The organism is Streptomyces sp. NPDC085866 (genome assembly GCF_044541035.1).
Classification (GTDB): domain Bacteria; phylum Actinomycetota; class Actinomycetes; order Streptomycetales; family Streptomycetaceae; genus Streptomyces.
In genome coordinates, this window is the sequence record NZ_JBITSQ010000004.1 from 35,822 (window position 1) to 55,938 (window position 20,117).

Below are 20,117 nucleotides of genomic sequence, written 5' to 3' on the forward strand. Positions count from 1 at the left end.
CAAGTTGTTTCGGATCGAAACCTAGCTTCAGGATCGAGAAGGGCCCCCCTTTCGGGGGGCCCGGTCGACTACTTGCCGACCTTCACCCACGCGAAGCGGTGAGCGTGGTGAATGTTCCCGTCGCAATCCTTGTGCCAGACACACACGAGCTTGAAGCGGGGGTCTCCGAAGTGCATGTTCTTCCTTCCCGGGGGCCGGGCTTTCCGGCCCCCTTCTCTTGCTGACAAGAAGAACTCTAGCCGTTTAAACGGCTCAGGTCAAATGCTAGTTTCGAGGGAAGAAGAAGGCCCCCCGAAGGGGGCCCGGTCGCGCTACCGCGCGAAGCTCACCACACAGTCAAAGATGTGGGTCGGGTACTCGCGGTGAAGGCGAGTAACTTCGTCCTCCATCGCGGATGCGCCCTTAACGGTGGTGAGAAGAACCATCTCACCGTTGGCGCGGGCCGTGATGACGATCTGGAAGTTGCGGTTCATTGTCTTCCCCTTCAGGTTGTGCACCGGGTTTTTCCCGGTGTCTCTTGCTGACAAGGAAGACAGTACCTGTTTAAACGCCCTGGGTCAAATGCTAGCTTCAGCTCGGCCGGCCTCTGTGGCCTAAAACACGAAAGGCCCCCCGAAGGGGGCCGTCCGAGGGGCTGTTAGGCGACTTCCATCACCGTTCCGAAGGGACAGACCGGCATTCCAACCTCAATCCACTTCGCGGTGGTCCGGACGACGTACCCGCCGCACTCGCACTCGGAAGAGCACTGAACCTTAATCATCCGGGTGCCTTGCTTCTTCGGGCCCGAGGAAACCGGGCCGTCCTCGGGGTCGTCCTCGGGAGTCTCGGGCTTCGGCTCTTCCTTCGGCTGAAGGGGCTTACCCATCGGGTACAGGGTGGCGTGCGAGTAGGGACCGATTCCGTTCGCCAGGTCCCGAAGCTTCTCGGTCAGTTCGGGAGTGGCCACGGTGGCAGTCATCTTGCCAGTGAGGCCGAGAGCCTTAGCGGCCTTCGCGAAGGCCCCCTTGTGGCCGCTCTTGCAGTCATCCGCAGCGTGAATCAGCTCGTGAATCAGGACGTCGAGGACGCGGGCCGCGTTGTTGATCTCCGGAGAGATGAAGATGTGAGGCGTACCGTCCTCGGAGGCGACCGAGTTCCAGCACTGACCGAGGATCGTGGCGCTCTCGCGCTTCGCGCCGTAGCCGAAGCCGACCGACACGTGAAGCTTCTCCGGAAGCGGAAACTCGATCTTCTCGAATTCCGGGCGGAGAGCGTCAATCGCCAGGTGAAGCCACTCTTCGCGGGTGATCGTGCGGGCCATGGTGTTTCCCCTTCCTATCCCGGCCGGGCTTTCCGGCCGGTCTTGCTGACAGGAAGAACGTTACTAGCATTGGACCCGCTGCGCAAGTGTTTAAACGGGCTAGATTCACTGCTAGTATCAGGGCACGAAAACGGCCCCCCTTCACGGCGGATGGGGGGCCGTCTGCACCGGACCTTCAAAAGTGTCAGCAAGAGAAGGGGAAGGGTGCAGGGTCGACAGTACAGGACTCACCCTGACGGAATCCATTCGCCACCGGGCCACACGACACGGCCCACACGGGCCGCCGTGATCAGCGTGCGGCAGCTCGGGCACGGTTCGCGCGTCACGTACAGCGTGGCGCCCTGGCGGTGCTCCCTAGGGGTGAAGCGGACACAGTTCCGCTCGGCATGGTCAGAGACACAGTTTGAGTAATCGGAGTTAGGGGCGCACTCCGCGGTGGTCAGTTGGCCCCGAGGACAGGCGCCCTCGGACAGGCATCCGGGGACCCCTGGCGGGGCCCCGTTGTAGCCCGTGCCCACGATGACCGGTAGGCCGGCCACCGGGCCAACGGCCACCATTACGGCCCCGACCAGAGAACGGGTGCAGTCCGCCCGAGCGGCTACGGCCTCGGCGATCCCTAGAAAGTAGTCGTCCCACCCGGGCCGAGGATCAGGCACGGAACCTCCGCACCGGGATACCCGCACGCTCGGCCAGGTCGGCCGTCATCGTGGCGCCCTTGCTACCGCCCCGGATGAAGGCGAGGCATACGTCAGGGTCGGCCTTGACCATCTCAGCGTTGCGACGGAACCCCGCACCCTTGCCGTACCGGAGCCACTCGGCCGGATACCGGGCTATGTGCATCCCGAGACGCTTCGCGTACCGGTCGGCCAGGAAGTCAGCCCCGGTAGGGCACGCCCCATGGATCAGGACGGCGTCACCGGGGGCGCACTTCATCTCGTACAGTTCACGGAAAATGGCACGCTCTAGCGTGCGAATATCAAGCCATGTGCGGCTTCCGGTTACGAGAATCTTCAAGACTGGATCGGCCAGAGGTGCGGCATCTGATCGGCCGGAATCGGATAGGGGCCAGTCCATATACAGACTCGGTGCTTGTGGTGAGTCTCAGGGTCCCGAACCTTGATGCACCGGGTACCGGGGTCCTTCGGCTTCGCCTCGGCCTGCCCGGTGGCGCCGAGGATGGATACGGCCACCAGGGCCGCCGTTACGGCAATCTTTTTCACGGGAATCGAACCTCTTTACGGGTCGTGCGGTGAAGGGTGTTCTCGAAGTCATCGAGAAGCATTTCCCACGCCATGGCCTGAGCGGCCTCGGTCGAGTGGGAGTCGTGCACCCAGAAGTGAACGGTCTTCGAGCTACCGGGGACGCCGAGACGCTGGGGGCGGTACGTGCTGCGTCGTATGTCGGTCGAGAAGTCGTCATCCCAACGAATGGGGAACCGCTGGTCGAGAACGTCGACCGGTCGAGAGCTACTGATGATCTGCCCGTGAAGCGGGCCCCCTACTGCAAGACCGCGCATCACTTCTTTGCCTTTCCGTACTGGTCGCAAACCCACACGGGCGTAATCGTGGTGTAAGTGCTCTTACCGGTCGAGTGGACGACCGGAATGAAGTCGTAATGCCCCTTCAGGCACGGCCTGTCGTCGCATCCGACGATCCCGATAGTGGCTAGCAGCATCGCCACGAGGGCGACGACAACGCGCTTCAGTCGGCTACTCATAAGGCTTCTCCGGTATGTCCTGAACCGAGTTCGGGGCAATGTTGCGAAGGTGGCCGAGGACTAGGCCGGCGAACTCCCGAATCTCCGCATCGGCGGCCATGTGGTGCCGCTTACCGAGGACGTCACGCCAGGCTCGGAGATTCCCGGTCACCAGGAAGTCAACGGGGGTGGCATTCGGCAGAACGCCTCGGGCCGCTTCGCGGGCTTGCTTACGGCTGAAGCCCTGGCCTTCGAGCATCGAGACATAGGCCCGGTACGCGTCGAGCGCACACCGGTACTCGATTTGAAAGTCACGCGTCAGCTTGGCATTGTCCCGCATGGCCGGAGGAATGACCGGCTCAGGATGGCTCTTCGTCTGGTCGACGTACCGCTGAGATTCGACCGAGAACGAGAGAAAGCGGTGCCGTTCCAACTCCAAGAGAAGGGCCCGGGAAACCCCTTCGACGTAGAAGGAAGCCGAGGCGTGTTCCAATACGCTGAAGTGACCTTGACGGATGATGTTCGCGAGATAGTCGCTGTTCGCCGCGGTGGCGGGGTTCGGTTTCGACCAGCTCTTGTAACAGGCTCGACCAGCAAACTCGCCGACAAAGTCAGCATCCGTTACGGCCCGTTCGGGGCTGTCGGGGGTTGCATCCCAATCGATGCCCTCGGGGAAACCGATAACGGCCGTTGTAGAGACAGGGGTGACCTTCAAGGGGATTCCTTCGGGGAGTGAGAGAAGAGGGGCCGGGGAGTCGTCCGGCCCCTCTGTGTTCCTATTATCGAGCCTCTAGGGTGACGGATTCAATGCTAGTTACTTCACGGGGCAAGCCCCGGAAGCGCACGCTTCGTCGTAGGAAGATTCAACGGTCTTCGCGGCGGCCTCTTCGTATTGCTCGGCCGTGATCCGCTCGTAAGGCGACTGTTCGCGGCTCAGGTCGGGGAACACGGTGGTTCCCTTCAGTACGGGAAGCCACTTCTTCAACGTCGCCTCGGCCTCGGCCTGGCCGAGGACACCGGGAACCACGTTCACGGTGAAGCTCACCGCGTTGTCGGCATAGTTCTTCTGGTACATGGCCTGAAAAGCGAGCATGTCTGCAAAGCTGATCTCATCGGCAGACTCGACCAACTCGGCAGGAAGGCCGAGTTCTTCGACTTCCTGAACGAGCTTTTCCTTCGTCGGGAACTCCACTACAACCGTGTTCCCGCTCTTGTCGTACACGTCCGTCTCGACGTTGTACCCCTGAGCGAAGAACGCGTTTACACGCTCCGCCTGAACGGGGTCGACCAGGCTGAACCGTACGCGACGGATGAAGTGCCGAGCGTAGATCGGGTGGATTCCCTCAGTGACACCGGGCATCTTCGCGATAGTGCCCGTGGGGGCAACGGTGGTCGTCTTGACGGGGGTTGGAATCCTGAGATCGTGGCAGAACTCGGCGGCGGCGGCCTTTACTTCGTTGTGCATGACGCGAAGCTCGAAGGGGAAGCGGAAGAAGCTCGGGGCCTTCGAGTAGCGGATCCCTTGCTTCGCTAGGTAGCCCTGAACGCCGAAGTGACCAACACCGATACGGCGGTTACGGGCCAGGGCCTCACGCTGCTTAGGGTCGTTCACGTCGCCGAAGGTCGCCCGAATCAGGAACCGCGCCATGAGGCGGTGCGCTTCAAGAATCCCTTCTAGGTCGGGTTCGCCGGCCGAGCTGGTCGGCGCGAACGCGTCGAGGTTGACGTGTCCGAGGTTGCAGTTTTCCCACGACTCTAGGGCGATTTCGCCGCACGGGTTAGTGGCAATAACCGGGTTAGGCTCCCCCTGATTCGACAGGCTGATATTCCAGTAACCGGGCTCCCCGTTGTCGAGCATTCCGGCGACTACGGCCGTGTGTACGGCCTTAGCGTGTTCGCGGCCATCGTTCAGAGCCTCAATGAACCGATCATCGATAACCGTGCTGATATTCGTGGTCCAGTGCTTACCGGTATCGGCCTTACAGCGGATGAAGTCGAAGATGTGCGGGTCGTCCCACTCGACCATGGCCATTCGAGCCGAACGGCGGTTTCCGCCCGAGACGACACACTCGGCGATGGCGTGGTCTATCTCCATGGCTTCGAGCGGATTCAGCGGCCACCCAAGCTCGGCCGCGCCGTTCATGACCTCGGCAACGTCGAGCATCATCCGGGCCAGGGGTCGAGGCCCCGAGGCCGTACCGCCGAACGTCCGCAACGGCTCACCAGCGGCACGGACGCGCGACACGTCGTAAACCCTGTCGACGTGCTTCACGTCCTCGGCCATGAACGTATCAATCAGGTCGACCAGGGCGTCAGACCAGCCTTCCCGACTGTCCTCCACCGGGTAGGCCCCACCCCACTCGTGCGAGTAGTCCCCGGACAGCACACCCGCGGCCTTCATAGCCGCGTAATCCGGATGCCCAGGGTCACACACGATATGAACGTTCAGGGCCCTTCCAGGGGCCCCGTACGGCTCTAGGAACCGCGAAGAGTAGTTCGCCCCGACTCCCCCACCTTCCATCAACCGCATGAATGTAAATTCGAAGTGAGTCGACAGTCTCTCGCCCCACCCGGAAACGTGACAGTTGAAGAGGTATTGCCTACCGGGCACGCCCGAGGCCCAGAGGTGGCGGCCGGCGGGCAACACCTTGAAGTCGTACATGAGCTGAATCAGCTTCTCTCGCTCACCGGGCTTCCGGTGCTTCTCCGGTACGAGAGAAAGGTTCCCGTCGACCACCCGAGTAACAGTGTCGAGCCACGTTTCACGTTGGCCGCTCGGCTTCACACGCTGATAGGTGCGCTCATAGACAGTCTCGCCGGTAGGGCCAAACTTCGGGGCATGGTCGATATTCAAATGATGTTCCTTCATCTTGTTACGTTTAGGCCGTGGCACCGATTCGCCGAGGACCGGGCCCCTCGTGTGCCTTAGCTTCTTCCTGACGCTTCACGACACCGTTATTCAGGAATCGCGTTACCTTGTCGACAGCTCGGGACAGGCGCATAGCCTCTGCGGGGGTCAGGGTCTCGCCCATCTCGTATCGCTTCGCAATAACCTCGGCATCGGCCAGGGCCAGGGCCGAATAAGCCCGGTCAAGGTCCCATAGGGCAACCACGGTTCCGCCCGAGGTGACCGAGATACCGTCATCCTTCGTCGGTGCCTTCTCCCACATTTCCGGCTGAAAGAACGCGTTCTCGAAGAGGCTGCGAACCTCGGAGGCCGTGTAAACGTACTCGGCCGAGTGATAGATATACGCGTAACGCTCTCGGCCCGCGTACCGTACGGCCCTCTTGCGGAAGTTCTTTCGAAGCTGTCCTTCGGGATAGTCGGCGTTCTCGTACGTCGACCGGTTTTCGAGGACGTACAGAAGGACTTCCTGTCGAATGTCCTCGGCTTCAATGCCCGGATATTCGGCGGCGACTCGCTGAGCGACGCTCTCGGCAATCTTGTGAATCTTCGGCCAATCCAGCACTGTCTACCCCCTAGGCCTTCTGGCCGTAAGTCTTGCCTTCGACAACGAACGTCCCGTTCGGGCGGATGAACACCGGGCTAGGGGTCACTCGGTTCTTCTCGACGTAGAGAATTCCGAAGCCCTGTTGCCAATTGGCGTGACCAGCCTTCAGATAGTGGGCACTCTTCAAGTCCATTAGGTTTCCGACCTCGAAGCCGAACCGCTCTCGCGTCAGCTTCGAATTCACGGCCATGTGCTCGTGCTGAATGCCGAGCTTGTGAGTGTGGCCGCACACCACGGAATAGCCCCACTTACGGGCGAGAGCCATAGCGGTTCCGCCCGGAATCCTCGAAGAGGCCCCTTCGTCCCCGTGAGCGATGAGCCACCCGGGGGCAATCTCGTACGGCTCTTCGTGATAGTCGATTCCGTACTTCGCGAAGTCGAGAAGGGTCGGCACTTCGAGGGCCTTCAGCCCCATAAGGCCCGGAGCACGGTTCCTGACGTACGTTAGGGGCCGGTCCATGTGGTTGGATCGCTCGACGTCCACGGGGCCGCCGTAGACGGACCGGAGGGGCTTCCCGAAGACGCGACCGAAGGCGTCACAGTGCGACTGAAGGTCCCCGCGGTACTCACCTTCCATTCCTCGGTTCCATCGGGATATCTGGGGGAAGTCGACTTCATCCCCGACCGAGTGAACTTCGTCAGGCTGATACTGGCCGATGAAGTCGAGGACGTTCCGCAACGCGCGCTTGTCGTGATACGGAATTTGCATGTCGGACAGAACAACGATGCGCTTCACTAGCTGAGGCCCCTCTCTCGAAGGGCCTCTTCGAGTCGCTGAAGTCGGATATCGGTCATGGCCGCGTAGACGGCCAGGTCTTGAGCCTCTTCTCTGGCGTACTGGATCAGGCCGAGAAGCGGCATGGTTTCGAACTTCTGTTGGTCGCCTTCGCTGTACTGTTCGGCGCCAACTCCCATGACTCGGGCCTGGCATTCACCGATGAACTCGGTCACGTACTCGGCTAGTTGCGCGGGGGTCACGCGTTGATCTCCAGTTGTGCTAGAAGGGCTTCGGGGCCGTTGGCCAGGACGTAGGAATTCACGTCGTGTCCGGCCGGCATAGGGCTTATTCGGGCGTTCTTAATCTGTTCGGCTACCTTCTCGGCGAACTCCATCCCCTGCCCCTTGTCGTCCTGGTCGGCGAGGATGAAGACCGCTCGATAGCCCTTGAAGGCTCGGGCGAAGTACGACTTCCATGCGCTTACACCAGCGATCCCAACGGCAGGGATTCCGGCCAGGGTGGCCGCTATGGCGTCGAATTCGCCTTCACAGATGGCTACGTGATCCGAGGGGATCAGAAGCGCATTCGCGTTGTAGATTCGCGGGGGGTCACCGGGAACGGACCGGTATTTCGGGCCGTCCCCGTCCCCGAGTCGCCGGAACCGAACCGTGACGACCCCGGACCGAGTGAGGTAAGGGACCGAGAGCATTCCTCGGGCCGTCTCATGCCCCGGCAAGGGGCTTTCGACGTATCCCAGCCTGTAGAAGGCTGCGTTGTCCTCGGACAGGCCCCTCTTCTTCAAATACGCCACGGCGGCGGGGTTTCTCGTTAGGGCCGCTTCGTACCTGCCCGTAGCTTCTTCCAAGAAGCTTTTCTGTGCAGGATCGGGTACAAGCGAAGTCACGGCAACCTTCCTGATCGGCGATTACGTCGAAGCTGTCGCCCGAGATATCGCAAGCGAAGCACCGGAAACGGTTCTCTTCGGTGCACACGGAAGCCGAGGCGTTACGGTCTTCGTGAAACGGGCACTTCATCTTCCGGAAGCGTGATCCTTCGGGAACGTCAGTCGCTCCGTAGGCTTCTAGCACTTCCGCAATCGGGGGCTTTTCCATCCGCCCTCCCTTACAGGTTCAATGCTAGTTTCCGAAGGGTGACGGAATCAAAGGTTGTCCGTATATCCGGCTTCCCGGAGAAGGGCGGTCCCGTCCTGAAGGGTGAGGATCATTGCCCACTCTCCGACTCGGGCCGGCCCGTACCCGTCCGGCCGGACCACCAGGAACGGCAATGCGCCCTCGGCGTTCGTCGTGGCCTGACGAAGGAATCCGGGAAGGTCGAGCTGTCGACGGCCCTTAACCTCGGGTGCCAGGCCAGGCATGTTCAGAAGGTCTACGCCCTGTTGCCCTGCACCGGCAGGGGTGACGTACGTCCACCCGTGCCGTTTAAACCAGTCCGCGGCTATGCGCTGAGTCTCGTATCCCCGGTGCTTCCGATGCTGGCTCACACGGCCCCCACGTCACCGGCGAGGAACGAAGCAAGCTGAACGATGTCTTCCGGCTCGGGGCTTATCGCCCCATCGTTCATGAGTAGCGTCCGGGCGGTCTTCCATATGTCGATCCGGCCCGCAACGAACCGATCCTGTTCGGCCCGGTCGTCGGCCGTCATCTCATCGAATATGGCTTCAGCCATCGAGTCTCATCCTTTCCATGTCAGCATCTAGATAGAGAGTCATCGCGCCGGAAGCGTCAGCCTTCCCGGTGCGGTTCTTCACTACGGAAACGCCCATCTGTCGAGAGCCGTCGTCTCCGATCCGGTGAAGGGTCAGGATCATTTCGGGGACACGGCCGATCTGCCCCTTAATCTGGGACAGGGGTACAGGCTGATTACCGTCGTTGCTGTCGCCCTTCACGTGGTGCAGAGCGACCACACAGGCGCCCGTTTCCCGGGCAAGCTCGTGAAGGTACTCGCACACCTTCTCCAGGGCGACGTAAGAGGAACTGTCGCCTTCAGCATCCGGCACCACATTGGAAAGGTTGTCGACAATGATCAGCTCGGGCCACATGCCGTAGGTGACGGCGAAGGCTTTCAGCTCGGCTTCGAGGTCATCTATCGAGAGCGTCGCGGTGAAGTCCCAACGAAGGTGATCGAAGCCGTCTAGCTGCGCTTCTACCGACTTCGTGTTGCCCTTCTCTAGGGCGTTCTCGATATCCCGCGTCGACCAGCCGGAGACGTTCGCAGCACATCGAACGAACATGGTTTGGGGGTCGGTGTCCGCGGAGAAGTAGAAGGCCGGCACACGGGCGTGAAGCGCGAGACCCATACTCAGGGCCGATTTACCGACACCGGGGGCCGCCGCAATGATGGTGAACTGTCCTCGGCGGAAGTGAACGGTGTTGGCCGCGAAGGTCTTAAAGAGGGTAGGGAGGGGTTCGCCGGTCTTTCCAGCATCACCCTTGGCTCGGACAATCGTGTACAAGGGCGATTCTCCGGTTAGGCCGTACGAAGGGCCCGAACGCGAATGCGGCCGTCCCACTCGGGATTACGAGCGATCATGGTTCGGGCGTAATGGGCCCGGAAGTCGTTGTTCAGCTTGAACTCATCGTGACTCGCGGTCTTGATGGACTGGTTCCACCGGAGAACTTCACAGAGAAAGCCGATGCCGACCGAGGGCTTACCCGACTCAAACCAGGACTCGGCCAGGGCTTCAAGCTCGGTCAGAACGTGAGGGTTGTCAGCGTGGAAGCGACGGAAGCGGGCTTCGATCGAGGGCACGTTTAAACTCCGTTTCTGGGCATGAGAAGGGCGCGTTGGTCGGCCTTCGGCCTGGCAGTCGCGCCCCTGCCAATCGCTACGCGGTAGCGGCTACTGAATGAACTCCAGGGAGCACGCGTCCGGGGTTCCCTGGGGGGCCGGGCAGGCCCACGCCTTCCACGTTCCGGGCTTGTTCCGGTACGGCTTCTCAAGGAACCGCTTCGTACCGTGCGGGCACGTGGGGGCCTGGCCGTGAGGCGTCGAAGCCTGGCCACCCCCGCGACCCTGAGCGGCGCCCTGGCCGCCGTTCTGGCCGCCCCTGTCGTAGTTACCGGGGTGCTCGACCGGACGCGCCCCGAGCTGCGCCCCAAGGATCTCTTCGGCTCGGAGGGCGGTAACGGCCTCACCGATCAGGGCCGAGATACCGCTCTTCGTGTAACCGTCGAGAAGGTCGACCAACTCGGTCTGAGATTCGGCCTTAATGACTACCCAGGTAGCGTCATGGCCGCCGTGGCTCTTCAGGGTCACGGAAAACTTCTCGGCAGACTCAGACATTCACACTCTCTTCGTAGGGGTACTGGCGTGCGTCGACACCGTTGAAGTCGCAGAATCGGCGCACAGTGCAAGTCCGGCACGCATCACCGGGGTTGGGGAGGAACAGGCCGGCCTTCACGGCCTGGTCCATCTGCCGGAACCATCGCTCGACCTTCGGCCGGTCGTAGTCCTGAAGGTTCCAAGGCTTCGTGGGTTCATTGTTCTTCGCCATGAAGAAATCGCCGAAGCCGGGCTTCACGCCGAACAGGTCATCTAGGGCGTGGTCATAGACGGCCAACTGAAAGGCCGTGTCAGGGAGTTTGGTTCCGGTCTTCAGGTCCCTTACTCGAAGGTGGCCGTCCGGGTACTCCACAACTTGATCAATGAAGCCCTTCACGGTCACTTCTCCGAGCTGGAGAGTGAACGGAAGCTCGATGGCCGGCATGCCTTCTACCGGCTCCCAGATTCGTTCGGGGGCTTCTATCGCGTACTCAAAGTACGCTTCTACCTGATCGCGTCCGCGCTCTCTGCGCTTCTTAATGTCCGTCTCGGGCTTCGTCACTCCGCCCGTGAGCCATCGGGAAGTGTCCGGCTCGATGGCCAGGGCCGCGGCGTACTCGCGTTCCCATGCCTCTTCGAACCACTCTCCGAGCTGGTCGGGCCCGAAGGCCCGGTTGCTCTTCTCCCACTTCTCGACGGCTTCATGGAAGGCCGTTCCCTGAATGAACCATGCCGCTTGATTCTGGGGGGCCTTCGCTACCTTCTCCAGCCGGTAAGCCTCACCGCACCGGACGAAGGACGTGTATTGAGAGACGGACCGGTGAACTACCGGTGCCGTCACTCGTCACTTCTCCAGAGGGGTCGGATTGCCTTCGGCCAGGTTGGCGGTTTCGCCGAGAAGGGCCGCCGTAAGGATCATGTCCGTGAGCTTCGGAATGGCCGCGTTGGACAGGCGCACGGTCGCGCCGTGAACGACCAGCTCGACTACGACACGACCGAGGCCGTTGTCATACACGGGGCGAACGGTGATGGCTCGGCCGTCAACGTCGGTGAAGTTGGCGGTAGGGGTGGTGTCGGTCCTGAACGCGTCCACGCTGGCTCCAATGCTAGGTTCGGGGCAGTAAGAAGGGGCACCCGGGAAGGCGCCCCTAGGTTCATATGAAGTTTGCTGAGCGGTAAGGCTCTAGTCGAAGAGCCAATAGGCGCTGGTGAATTCGTCTTCGTGGCCGCATCCGAGGGTGTGACTCGGCCAACCCTTCAGGGGTACGGCTCGTATCGGGATCAGGTCCCGAGCCATGTCGTAGTCGAACCCGTCAACATGCTGCGGACAGTACGAGATTTCGAGTCGAGTCCCGTTCATGTACCGCACTCGGGCCACAGAGGCCACTTGAGGCATGTCGAAGAGTATGTCAATGCCCTGAAGGTCGACCCCTGCACTGTCGAGGTCAAGGCCGGTAGAGCTGTCTATGGGAATCATTCTGCTGTCGCTACCTCAAAGGTCGTTCCACACACGACACTCACATTCCCCCCTCAGGTCCCCCAGCCTGTGAATGAGGTAAGAAAAGACTAAGCGGTAGCTTGCGTTCCGCATACGCCACAGGGGGCCGCTAGCCGATCTTTTGCCAATCGTTGACTCTCAACCCGTGACGTTTTGAGGCCGCCGCGCGCTAGGCGGCCAAACCCGTAAGCCTCCGAAGCCTGTTGGCGAGCGTCATCCGGGGGATGTCCAGCTCACGCGCCATGGCGGAGATCGAAACCCCGTCCCGGTGCATCTCTCGGATGCGGTTATTCGTCACTTCTTCCAACATGATCAGGCGGAAGTGTCGTGCATTCCGACGATCTTCGGGGGTCGTTCCGCCCCACACGCCGAACTCTTCACTTTCGCCATGCTCGGCACACCGGATACGCGCCGGGCACGTGTCGCACGCGGCCTTCGCCTCGGCGATCATCTTCGGACTCTCGCTGAACCACTTGTCGGGGTTACCTGCACAGGGATTCAAGGTGCCTCGCATTGCTGGGGGGTGCTTGGGCTTTCATCCGGAGGGCTTCGTTCCGCCCCCCTGACAAGCTCAATCTTGCCTCCGACCCCCTGACGGAGTCAATGCTAGGTTCCGACCATAGGTTCAGGGCACAAGAAAGGCCGCCCCCCTGCGGGTGGGGACGGCCCTGCGGTACGCGACCAGGTCACACGACGCGCGGAACCTGGCTCTTCTTCACCTTCGAAGTGTCGTCCGCGTCCTCGGGACTGCACCGTATGACAGCGTCTCCGTCCTCGGGACGGCGCTTCGAGTAGTAGAAGCCACCCGTGACCGGGCTAGCGGGGTTCGGCGGCATTTCGCGGTCGTAGCACACGACAACATCGGCGCCCTTCAGCTCCTCCAACCACCGGTCAACTTGGCGGTTCTTAGCCTCAGGGATGCTGTCCCCTTGCTCTCGACGGCTCAGGTACCGCAGCAGGACGGCCGGTCGAGCGTGAGAGTGATCCCTCTTCACCTTCCAAGGGAGGTACTTCGAGTGATCGGGGCGAGTCTTGACGCCACCAGCGTCGCGCAACTGCCAGTAGACGGCCCCTTCAGTGGTGCCGTACTGAGAGGCAATGTCCGCGTAGGTCATGCCTCGCTCGCGCAGTTTCAGTAGAACGCTGTTGTCAGGCAGCTTCCTGGGGGCCGGCATCGTTCCTCTTCCATGGGCCGTCTTCGATCTTGCTAACGGTACCGAGGTACCCGATTGACTGTCAACGATCCTGGCTAGTAGCAACTACTAACCAGCTTCAATGAAACTATACGCACAGTGAGCGAAGAAGGGTTGCGCCACCCAGGTAGAAACCTAGCTTCGAGCTAGTCACATATCGTTCGAACGTTCGAAGGTGGGTGTTCGGAAGCGGGTTGCGGGGCCCCTTCAGACGGGGCAGACTACCCCGTAAGAGCCACGTTTCCGCAGGTCAGAGCCCCGAATCTGGTTGAACTCGAACATGATCTGGGTCGCGTTGGAGTAGTAGGTGAAGGCGACGACGACCTCCTCCACTCCCTGGCCCGAGCCACCGAAGGCGGTGGCGACCAGCAGACCCAGCACGTTGGTCAGCACGGACATGGGGGCGATCAGGGTGTCGACGCGCAGATTGCCGTAGTCCCACGACCTCAGCGTCAGGCGTCGGGAATCCGCGACACGGCTGCGGTGTTCGTCGGCCTCCCGCCCCTCGGCCGCGAACGCCCGGATGGTCTCCATGTTCACGAGGCTGTCGGCAACGTGGCCGGAGACCCGCGCGATCGCCGCCTCACGGTCATTGACGAGCCTCTGCCGGCGACGGATCAGAGGTGTCGCCGCTACCGCGGTCAGCGCGATCATCACAAGAAGGCCGGCGACGAGCATCGGTTCGTAGCTCCACAGCACCACGGCACCGAACACCAGGGGGACGAGACTGCCCACGATCCGGTACGTCACCGTGTCGACGAAATCCTCGAAGCACTTGCCGAAGCTCAGCACCCGTTTGGTCAGGGAGCCGGCGAAGTTGTCATGGAAGAATGCCGCGTCCTTGGCGAGAAGTTCGTCCATGCCGCTCACGTACAGGCGTTCCATGCCGAGGGCGTCCACGCGGTTCAGGCAGTGCTGCCCGACCCGCCACACGGCCTCGGCGAGCAGCAGCGTCACGCCGAAGCCCAGCACGTACGGCAGCGCCGAACCGAGGGTGAGACCGCCGCCGTCGGCGGCCTGTCCTGCCAGTTTGGCGATCAGCAGAGGGGCGACGTAGCGGATGCCGATGTTGCCCGCGGCCGGCAGCAGCAGCGCGGGCAGGGCCAGCCGTCGTAGTCGCAGCAGTTCCCGGCCGTAGCGGCGCAGTGCCAGAACGACCGCACTCCTACCCGGCGTCGGCCCTCGCGTATCTGTTGTCCCCATCACACTCCCGGAGGTTCGGAAGTCCGAAGTGTCCCGTCGGAGAGGTCCTCAGTCCAGGCATTTACCGCGGACCGGCGAGAATCGGACACCGCTGCCGGACTCGGGCCCGCTGCCAGCGGTCCAGGCGCCACCAGCAGCTCTGCCCGGACGCGAAATCCAGCTCCAGCTCCAGCTCTGCTCGACGTGATCTTCTCGGACAACATCATCGACATGCAGTACCTGACCTCGCTGTTGCCCCAGGTCGGGGAACTCGGCTGGGACCTGCGGCTGTTCTTCGAGGTCAAGTCCAATCTGACGTACCCGCAACTACTGCGGATGGCCGACGCGGGCGTCACCCAGATCCAGCCGGGCATCGAGAACCTCAGTACGCGGGTCCTCGGCCTGATGCGCAAGGGCGTCACCGGCTGGCAGAACATCCGGCTGCTGCGCGACTGCCGTACACTCGCGATCTTCCCCAGCTGGAACGTGCTGTACGGCTTTCCCGGGGAAACCTGGGAGGACTACTCGCCGGTGGTCGAGCAGCTGCGGCACCTCTCGCATCTCTTCCCACCGGACCTGTCCACCCGTATCCGGCTGACGCGGTTCAGCCCGTACTTCACCACCCCCGAGCTCGGCCTCGCCAATCGCGGACCGTCCCAACTGCTCTCCAGTGTCTACCAGTTGCCCGACGAACGACTCAACGTCTACATGTTCGACAGCGAGCCGGCTGGTCTCAGTGCCGAGGCCGGGAACCTGCTGGAACAGGCGGTGGCGGACTGGCAGGAGGCGCACCGGGGTGCGCGGCTGGTGGCGCTGGAAGAGGGGGCGGCCCTGCGCATCGTCGACGAACGGGTGCGCAGAGCACCCCGCGAGCACCTGCTCGCCGACCCCCTCGCGATCGACGCCTATCGGGACCTGCTCAAGGGCCGGACCACTGAGGTGCTCACCCGCCGTATGCGGGACGCGGGCCATTCGGGCGCCGAGGAGAGGCTGGCCGAGCTGGTGGCGCAGTGGGAGCAGAGCGGCCTGGTCTACCGGGACGGCGAGCATCTGGTCGCGCTGGCCACGGGATTGGAGTGGTCATGACGCCGCGGCCCGGATCAGCGGCCCCGATGACCGCGGCGGGGGGCACGGCCGCCGCCGAGCGGCGCAAGGGACTGTTCGCCGCCTGGGAACCGGGGTCCCCGCACACCCGCGACCGCCTGGTCCCGGTGGCCCGTACCGGCGCCAGGGGCTTCAGGGTGACCGGCTTCCTCCGCATCGGCCTCCACTCTCCCGAACAGGCCGCCGACCATCTGGCGTTCCTCCGGGACGCCGCGGGGGTCGGCCTGCGAGTCAGCTGGCGCGGGAGCCTCGACGGCATCCCCGACGACCCGTTCCACCATCTCGACCCGCCGCGCGACGAGTCTGGGAAGGCCGCCTGGCCGGTGCCGGCCCGGCCCCTGCTCACGCTGCGCCGCGGACCGGGCTTCGTCCTGGTCGAGGACGGCAGGGACGGCACTCTGACGCAGACGATCGTGGACCGGCCCGACTGGGTCGCGGCACTCACCGAGCCCACGCTCGGCTGCGTCGCGGACGACGCCCTCTCCCCCGAGGCCGCCCGCTCCGTACGGGCCCGCGCCGACCAGGGCCTCTTCGCCGCGATCGGCGACCACTGGCTCGCCCTGCCCGTGCGGTTCCGCTATGCGAGCTCGTAGCCCCCGACAGGCACGACAGACCCGGGAACACCCGCACGCAATGGCGTACGTACCCGCAAAGGCGGACGCCCGTCGCGTAGTCCTCGTCGGGGAGTCCGCCGCACGCGGCTTCCTGCTCGATCCGGGCCTGACCCCGGCCGACGTCCTGCAGGGCGAACTCGCCGACGGTGCCGAGCCGGTGCAGTGCGTCGACCTGGCCAGGACGGGCGCGGGGATCGCGGACCTCGCCGGGCTCGTCGAGAGCCTTCCGCACCTCGACGCGGACGCGGTGGTCCTGTTCGCGGGCAACAACTGGTCCCTGCAGAACCTGACCGTCGCTGATCACGACCGTCTGTCCGAAGGACTCAGAACGCGCGGTCTGACCGGGCTGCGGGACGTCTTCACCCGGCAGATCGTCCTGCCCAGGGTTCGGGCGTTGCTGCGGCGGCTGGAGAAGGCGACCGCAGAGGGGACCGGCTTGGACTTGGTGGTGGTCGTACCGGAGTTCAACCTGTCCGAGTGGCGGCCCGATGCCTCCTGGGACACCACGTTGATGGCTCCGGACGAGGTCGCCGCATGGGCCGAACTGCACGCGGAGATCGAGGAATCGGAGGGCCTCGGGCGATGGTCGGAGGTAGTGGGAGCCTTCGAACGCATGGCTCGGTCGGACGGCGGAACCAGTCCACTGGCGGCATGGGCGCGGGCTCGCGCACATCATGAGCTGGGCGATCACGGCAGCGCCAGGACCGCCTGGGAGGAGGCCCGTGACGCGGTCTGCGGGCTGCTCATCGCACATACCCCCCGCGCCACCGCGCTGGTGCAGGCCGAGCTGTGCGCCTTCGCGCAGCGTGGCGGTCACGCCTTGGTCGACCTGCGTGAGGAACTCGCCGATCCCTCGACCGGCCTCCCCGATCCCGGTTACTTCCTCGACTACTGCCATCTGAGCCCGAGCGGCATGGTCAAGGCGATGCGGGCCGTGGCGCGCTGCCTACGTCCTGCAACGGAGTCGGACACGCGTCCGGTCGGTCCCGACCGTCCCGGAGACCGACGCATCCGAGCCGTCGGGCATCTGCTCTCCGCGTGTCACAGTGCCTGGCTCAGCCAGCCTCCCGATGTGCTGCGGCGTCAGTTGGCGGTTGCCGTCGCCGAGGCCCCCTCCGTCTCGGCCGACATGTCAGACCTGCTGGCCCTGCTGACGAACGGTGTGCCGGCCTGGCTCACGCCCGAGTACGACCGGCTCTGCCGGTGGCCCAACGCCGAGCGCTATTTGAATCCGACAGCGCTGAGCGACTTCGGTTCCCTTGCCAGGACGCCGTTGACCGAGCTGCTGGCGCAGGCGCTCGGCCGTCCAGTCCCGCCTCGGATCGACTCTGCCGATCTGCTTGCCGGGCGCGGCGACAGCGCTCCGCGCATCGTCAACGGCCCGACCCCCGCGTACTTCCGGTCAGCGGCTCCGGTGTTCCGGGCGGCGCTGGATCCGTCCAGGTCGTCCCAGGCCCGACTGCGGTTGATGTATCGCACACCGCAGGCGGCCTCTGACGCGGAGTCCGGCACCTTGGAGTTCGGTGGCCGTGTGCTCGGCCGTATCGCTCCCAGTCCGCACGAGTGGTCGTTGCTGGAGGTGAACCTTCCGGCGGCAACCGGTGCTTCGTCGTCGAACGAACTTGTGCTGCATTGGCCCGCGGTCCAGCATGACGAGACACATTGGCGGCAGCAGGCTTCGGGGATGCTGGCAACCGGGCGGATCCCGCTGCCCGTGCCCGTATTCGGTGAAATATTTGAAGCGCGCGTGCTGGTCTGACGGCCACTCGCCCACGGCCGGCGAAAGACCCGGGTGCCGGGCCACTGCGTCGGGGGGGACAGCCCTTGGGCGTCGGGGGTCGTGACGTCCGGGTCGGTGAGCCTGTCGTTCAGCCTCGTCTCAACGGGGGTGGGGATGGAGCAGGCGTCACAGGTCGTCCGGTGTGCCCAGGCCCGTGAGGGCGCCGACCGGGTCCAGGTCGGGTGTGCCGCGGGGCCACCAGTCGTCCTGGTCCGGCTCCGACTCGTAGGCGTACCAGAGGCCGTCGCGGCCGAGGCGGAGCTGGACATGGCCGCGGGGGTGGGTGAGGCGGTTGCGCCGGGGGCGGAAGGCCGGGAGGTCGGCGGCGAGCAGCAGCGGGCGGGCCCGGTCGAAGCGGCCGGCCGGCGGATCCCACGGCTCCTCCAGGACGGCCAGTCCCTCCGGCCCGCCCTGCCGCCAGGCGGCGACCGCGCGGGCCAGGTCGGCCGTGGTGCGGTCGGTGGCCGCGGCGAGCGTGGCGTACAGGGTGCGGGTGGTGGCGGTCAGGCCGGAACCGGGGCGGGCGGCGGCGAGGCGGACGGCGTCCTGCCACAGGGTCAGTTCGCCGACCGGGTCGCGGCCCGTGGCGAGCAGCGCGTGCGCTCGGGCGGCGGCGTCGGTCGCCAACTGGTCCAGCGCGAAGGGGTCCGGTCCGCCGGGCGCCGCCGGGTAGACCGGGGGCTGCTCGGGGTGCGGCGGCATGGGCAACGGCATGGGCAGCGGCGGGAGTTGACGCGGGGCGAGGGCCTCGGCCGCACGCACGCCGGGCAGGGACCTCGGTGGTCCCTCCTGGGCGGCGCGGGCCGCGCGGGCGGCGCTGCGGCGGGACAGCGCGTCCAGGAGGCCCTTCTCGCCCCGGCCGCGCAGCAGGAGCAGCACGAAGGGATCGGCGTCGAGCAGGCGTGCCGTCTGGTAGCAGAGGGCGGCCGCGTGCTTGCAGGGGTGGCCGGAGTCGGGGCAGCTGCACTGCGGGGCGAGGTCGCGGGGGCCGGGCAGCAGGGGCACACCGCAGTCGGCGAGGGACTGGGGCAACTCCTTGTCCAGCAGCGCCGCGATGTGCCCTGGCCGGTCGGCGGCCGCGTCCAGGAACCGCTCCCAGTCCGCGTCCTTCAGTGTGCGCAGCCGCACCTGCACCCGGTACGGACGCGGACGGCTCCCCCGCACGTACGCCAGCACCAGGCCCGGCGTCACGGTGATCGCGTCCACATGGCCCTGGTCCGCGTAACCCCTGCCGCGGCCCAGCCGCTTGACGTCCAGCGCGCCCTGTTCGAGCGCGTCGACCCAGGCGTTCCCCCACCAGGTCCCGGCGAACGCGGAGTCCGCCGAGGAGCCCTCCCGGGGCGGGAACGCGGGGAACGTACGGCGGAGTTCGGTGTCACGGTGCGGGGTGGCCATCGTGGCGGGGATCTGCGGGGATGCCGGGGGGCGGGGTTCGGTGGGGTCGGCCGCGCGGGCGGTGGTGTCCGTGCCGGTGTCGTCGTCCGTCTCGTCGACCGTGTCGGCCGTGTCGGCGACGGACGGCATGCGGAAGGCATTCGCCAGGAACTGGCGCATGTCGTGGGCGGCTTGGACGCGGGCGGTGATCCGGGATTCGGCGCCGGGGCGTGCGGACACGGGTGTGGCGCCGACGGGCCGCGCCGACGTGCGCCTCCCACGCCGGGACCCTGCCGACTCCGCCTCGGCACGCAGCGCTTCCCGACGGGCGGCCCGGAGGGCTTCCCTGGCCGCGTCGGCGGGGCGTGGGGTGGGGGTGGAGGTGGCGGTCTGCGCCACGTTCATGTCGCCCGCGTGACCGGACTGCGCCGTGGCACCTGACTCGCCCCGGTCACCGGACTCTGCCGTGGCACCGGATTCATCCCGGTCACCGGCCGCTGTGGCACCGGACTCAGCCCCGTCACGAGTCAGCGCGGCGCCATCGGCCCGATCCAGGTCACCGGACTCCGCAGCGGCACCCGAGTCGTCCCCGTCACCAGTCACCGCGGCGCCGCCGACCCGATCCCGATCACCGGACTCAACCACGGCACGGGCCCCAACCCGGTCCCCAGAGATCGCCGCGCCACCGACCCCAGCCCCGACACCCGACTCCGCCGGGACACCGGACCCACCACGGCCACCCGATGCCCCCACCCCACGGGACCCACCACGGCCGACGGATACCCCCGTCCCACGGGACCCACCCCGGTCACCGGAAACCGACATACCACCGGCCCCAGACCAGACACCCGACTCCGCCGAAGCA

General features: G+C 64.8%; 21 protein-coding genes and 2 pseudogenes. 3 read left to right on the forward strand and 20 right to left on the reverse strand.

The window, feature by feature from the left end; all coding sequences use genetic code 11:
* Positions 1-311: 311 nt before the first annotated feature.
* The 19 genes and pseudogenes from ACIF83_RS10265 to ACIF83_RS10355 form a co-directional block, all read right to left on the reverse strand.
* The gene (locus ACIF83_RS10265) at positions 312-473 is read right to left on the reverse strand and encodes a hypothetical protein (RefSeq protein WP_399725344.1); all 162 of its coding nucleotides are present in this window, start codon (positions 471-473) and stop codon (positions 312-314) included.
* A gap of 164 nt (positions 474-637) precedes the next feature.
* Positions 638-1,300 (reverse strand): hypothetical protein, encoded by a 663-nt coding sequence (locus ACIF83_RS10270; RefSeq protein WP_399725347.1) that lies wholly within the window; start codon positions 1,298-1,300, stop codon positions 638-640.
* A 227-nt stretch (positions 1,301-1,527) separates the two neighbouring features.
* A complete protein-coding gene (locus ACIF83_RS10275) occupies positions 1,528-1,983 on the reverse strand; it encodes a deoxycytidylate deaminase (protein ID WP_399725350.1) in 456 nt (151 codons plus the stop codon).
* Positions 1,949-2,314: an SLOG family protein gene (locus ACIF83_RS10280; protein ID WP_399725353.1), complete on the reverse strand. Its 366-nt coding sequence runs from the start codon at positions 2,312-2,314 to the stop codon at positions 1,949-1,951. Before ACIF83_RS10280 ends, ACIF83_RS10275 begins: the two co-directional genes overlap by 35 nt.
* A 694-nt stretch (positions 2,315-3,008) precedes the next feature.
* Positions 3,009-3,710 (reverse strand): FAD-dependent thymidylate synthase, encoded by a 702-nt coding sequence (gene thyX, locus ACIF83_RS10285; protein WP_399725355.1) that lies wholly within the window; start codon positions 3,708-3,710, stop codon positions 3,009-3,011.
* Positions 3,711-3,809: 99 nt separating this feature from the next.
* The gene (gene nrdJ / locus ACIF83_RS10290) at positions 3,810-5,864 is read right to left on the reverse strand and encodes a ribonucleoside-triphosphate reductase, adenosylcobalamin-dependent (protein ID WP_399725358.1); all 2,055 of its coding nucleotides are present in this window, start codon (positions 5,862-5,864) and stop codon (positions 3,810-3,812) included.
* Positions 5,865-5,874: 10 nt separating this feature from the next.
* Positions 5,875-6,465, reverse strand: coding sequence for a hypothetical protein (locus ACIF83_RS10295; RefSeq protein ID WP_399725361.1), 591 nt, complete (start codon positions 6,463-6,465; stop codon positions 5,875-5,877).
* 10 nt (positions 6,466-6,475) lie between these two features.
* Positions 6,476-7,243: a hypothetical protein gene (locus ACIF83_RS10300; protein ID WP_399725364.1), complete on the reverse strand. Its 768-nt coding sequence runs from the start codon at positions 7,241-7,243 to the stop codon at positions 6,476-6,478.
* Positions 7,243-7,485 carry a hypothetical protein gene (locus tag ACIF83_RS10305; RefSeq protein WP_399725366.1) on the reverse strand — a complete coding sequence of 81 codons (243 nt, stop codon included), beginning with the start codon at positions 7,483-7,485 and terminating at the stop codon, positions 7,243-7,245. The genes ACIF83_RS10300 and ACIF83_RS10305 overlap by 1 nt, the downstream gene beginning before the upstream one ends.
* A complete protein-coding gene (locus ACIF83_RS10310; protein ID WP_399725369.1) occupies positions 7,482-8,129 on the reverse strand; it encodes a toprim domain-containing protein in 648 nt (215 codons plus the stop codon). The genes ACIF83_RS10305 and ACIF83_RS10310 overlap by 4 nt, the downstream gene beginning before the upstream one ends.
* A 13-nt stretch (positions 8,130-8,142) precedes the next feature.
* Positions 8,143-8,337, reverse strand: a pseudogene (locus ACIF83_RS10315) (CHC2 zinc finger domain-containing protein); the annotation flags it as partial.
* 385 nt (positions 8,338-8,722) lie between these two features.
* Positions 8,723-8,911, reverse strand: a complete 189-nt coding sequence (locus ACIF83_RS10320) for a hypothetical protein (RefSeq protein WP_399725372.1) — start codon at positions 8,909-8,911, stop codon at positions 8,723-8,725.
* Complete coding sequence (locus ACIF83_RS10325) at positions 8,904-9,698, reverse strand: DnaB-like helicase C-terminal domain-containing protein (RefSeq protein ID WP_399725375.1); 795 nt, start codon at positions 9,696-9,698, stop codon at positions 8,904-8,906. Before ACIF83_RS10325 ends, ACIF83_RS10320 begins: the two co-directional genes overlap by 8 nt.
* A 14-nt stretch (positions 9,699-9,712) precedes the next feature.
* Positions 9,713-9,994, reverse strand: coding sequence for a hypothetical protein (locus ACIF83_RS10330; protein ID WP_399725378.1), 282 nt, complete (start codon positions 9,992-9,994; stop codon positions 9,713-9,715).
* Between the two features lie 526 nt (positions 9,995-10,520).
* Positions 10,521-11,348, reverse strand: coding sequence for a RecB family exonuclease (locus ACIF83_RS10335; RefSeq protein WP_399725380.1), 828 nt, complete (start codon positions 11,346-11,348; stop codon positions 10,521-10,523).
* A 3-nt stretch (positions 11,349-11,351) separates the two neighbouring features.
* Positions 11,352-11,600 carry a hypothetical protein gene (locus ACIF83_RS10340; protein ID WP_399725383.1) on the reverse strand — a complete coding sequence of 83 codons (249 nt, stop codon included), beginning with the start codon at positions 11,598-11,600 and terminating at the stop codon, positions 11,352-11,354.
* Between the two features lie 574 nt (positions 11,601-12,174).
* On the reverse strand, positions 12,175-12,519 hold the full coding sequence (locus ACIF83_RS10345; RefSeq protein WP_399725385.1) for a WhiB family transcriptional regulator: 345 nt from the start codon (positions 12,517-12,519) through the stop codon (positions 12,175-12,177).
* Between the two features lie 172 nt (positions 12,520-12,691).
* Complete coding sequence (locus ACIF83_RS10350; protein ID WP_399725388.1) at positions 12,692-13,120, reverse strand: hypothetical protein; 429 nt, start codon at positions 13,118-13,120, stop codon at positions 12,692-12,694.
* Positions 13,121-13,459: 339 nt separating this feature from the next.
* A pseudogene (locus ACIF83_RS10355) lies at positions 13,460-14,401 on the reverse strand (ABC transporter transmembrane domain-containing protein); the annotation flags it as partial.
* Between the two features lie 183 nt (positions 14,402-14,584).
* On the opposite strand from ACIF83_RS10355, the gene ACIF83_RS10360 reads away from it, so the two are divergent.
* The 3 genes from ACIF83_RS10360 to ACIF83_RS10370 are packed head-to-tail and all read left to right on the forward strand — an operon-like array spanning position 14,585 to position 17,857.
* A complete protein-coding gene (locus ACIF83_RS10360; protein WP_399725391.1) occupies positions 14,585-15,466 on the forward strand; it encodes a radical SAM protein in 882 nt (293 codons plus the stop codon).
* A gap of 26 nt (positions 15,467-15,492) precedes the next feature.
* Positions 15,493-16,077 carry a DUF5825 family protein gene (locus tag ACIF83_RS10365; RefSeq protein ID WP_399725394.1) on the forward strand — a complete coding sequence of 195 codons (585 nt, stop codon included), beginning with the start codon at positions 15,493-15,495 and terminating at the stop codon, positions 16,075-16,077.
* Positions 16,078-16,117: 40 nt separating this feature from the next.
* A complete protein-coding gene (locus ACIF83_RS10370; RefSeq protein ID WP_399725397.1) occupies positions 16,118-17,857 on the forward strand; it encodes a hypothetical protein in 1,740 nt (579 codons plus the stop codon).
* A gap of 147 nt (positions 17,858-18,004) precedes the next feature.
* Here the strand turns inward: ACIF83_RS10370 and ACIF83_RS10375 are convergent, their stop codons facing one another.
* Positions 18,005-19,657 carry an SWIM zinc finger family protein gene (locus ACIF83_RS10375; protein ID WP_399725400.1) on the reverse strand — a complete coding sequence of 551 codons (1,653 nt, stop codon included), beginning with the start codon at positions 19,655-19,657 and terminating at the stop codon, positions 18,005-18,007.
* Positions 19,658-20,117: the final 460 nt, after the last annotated feature.

Bases quoted from the DNA above. Each gene is read 5' to 3' on its own strand.
- ACIF83_RS10265 (WP_399725344.1), bottom strand. From the start codon at position 473: ATGAACCGCAACTTCCAGATCGTCATCACGGCCCGCGCCAACGGTGAG.
- ACIF83_RS10270 (WP_399725347.1), bottom strand. From the start codon at position 1,300: ATGGCCCGCACGATCACCCGCGAAGAGTGGCTTCACCTGGCGATTGAC.
- nrdJ (WP_399725358.1), bottom strand. From the start codon at position 5,864: ATGAAGGAACATCATTTGAATATCGACCATGCCCCGAAGTTTGGCCCT.
- ACIF83_RS10320 (WP_399725372.1), bottom strand. From the start codon at position 8,911: ATGGCTGAAGCCATATTCGATGAGATGACGGCCGACGACCGGGCCGAA.
- ACIF83_RS10345 (WP_399725385.1), bottom strand. From the start codon at position 12,519: ATGCGAGGCACCTTGAATCCCTGTGCAGGTAACCCCGACAAGTGGTTC.
- ACIF83_RS10350 (WP_399725388.1), bottom strand. From the start codon at position 13,120: ATGACCTACGCGGACATTGCCTCTCAGTACGGCACCACTGAAGGGGCC.
- ACIF83_RS10365 (WP_399725394.1), top strand. From the start codon at position 15,493: ATGACCGCGGCGGGGGGCACGGCCGCCGCCGAGCGGCGCAAGGGACTG.
- ACIF83_RS10370 (WP_399725397.1), top strand. From the start codon at position 16,118: ATGGCGTACGTACCCGCAAAGGCGGACGCCCGTCGCGTAGTCCTCGTC.
- ACIF83_RS10375 (WP_399725400.1), bottom strand. From the start codon at position 19,657: ATGAACGTGGCGCAGACCGCCACCTCCACCCCCACCCCACGCCCCGCC.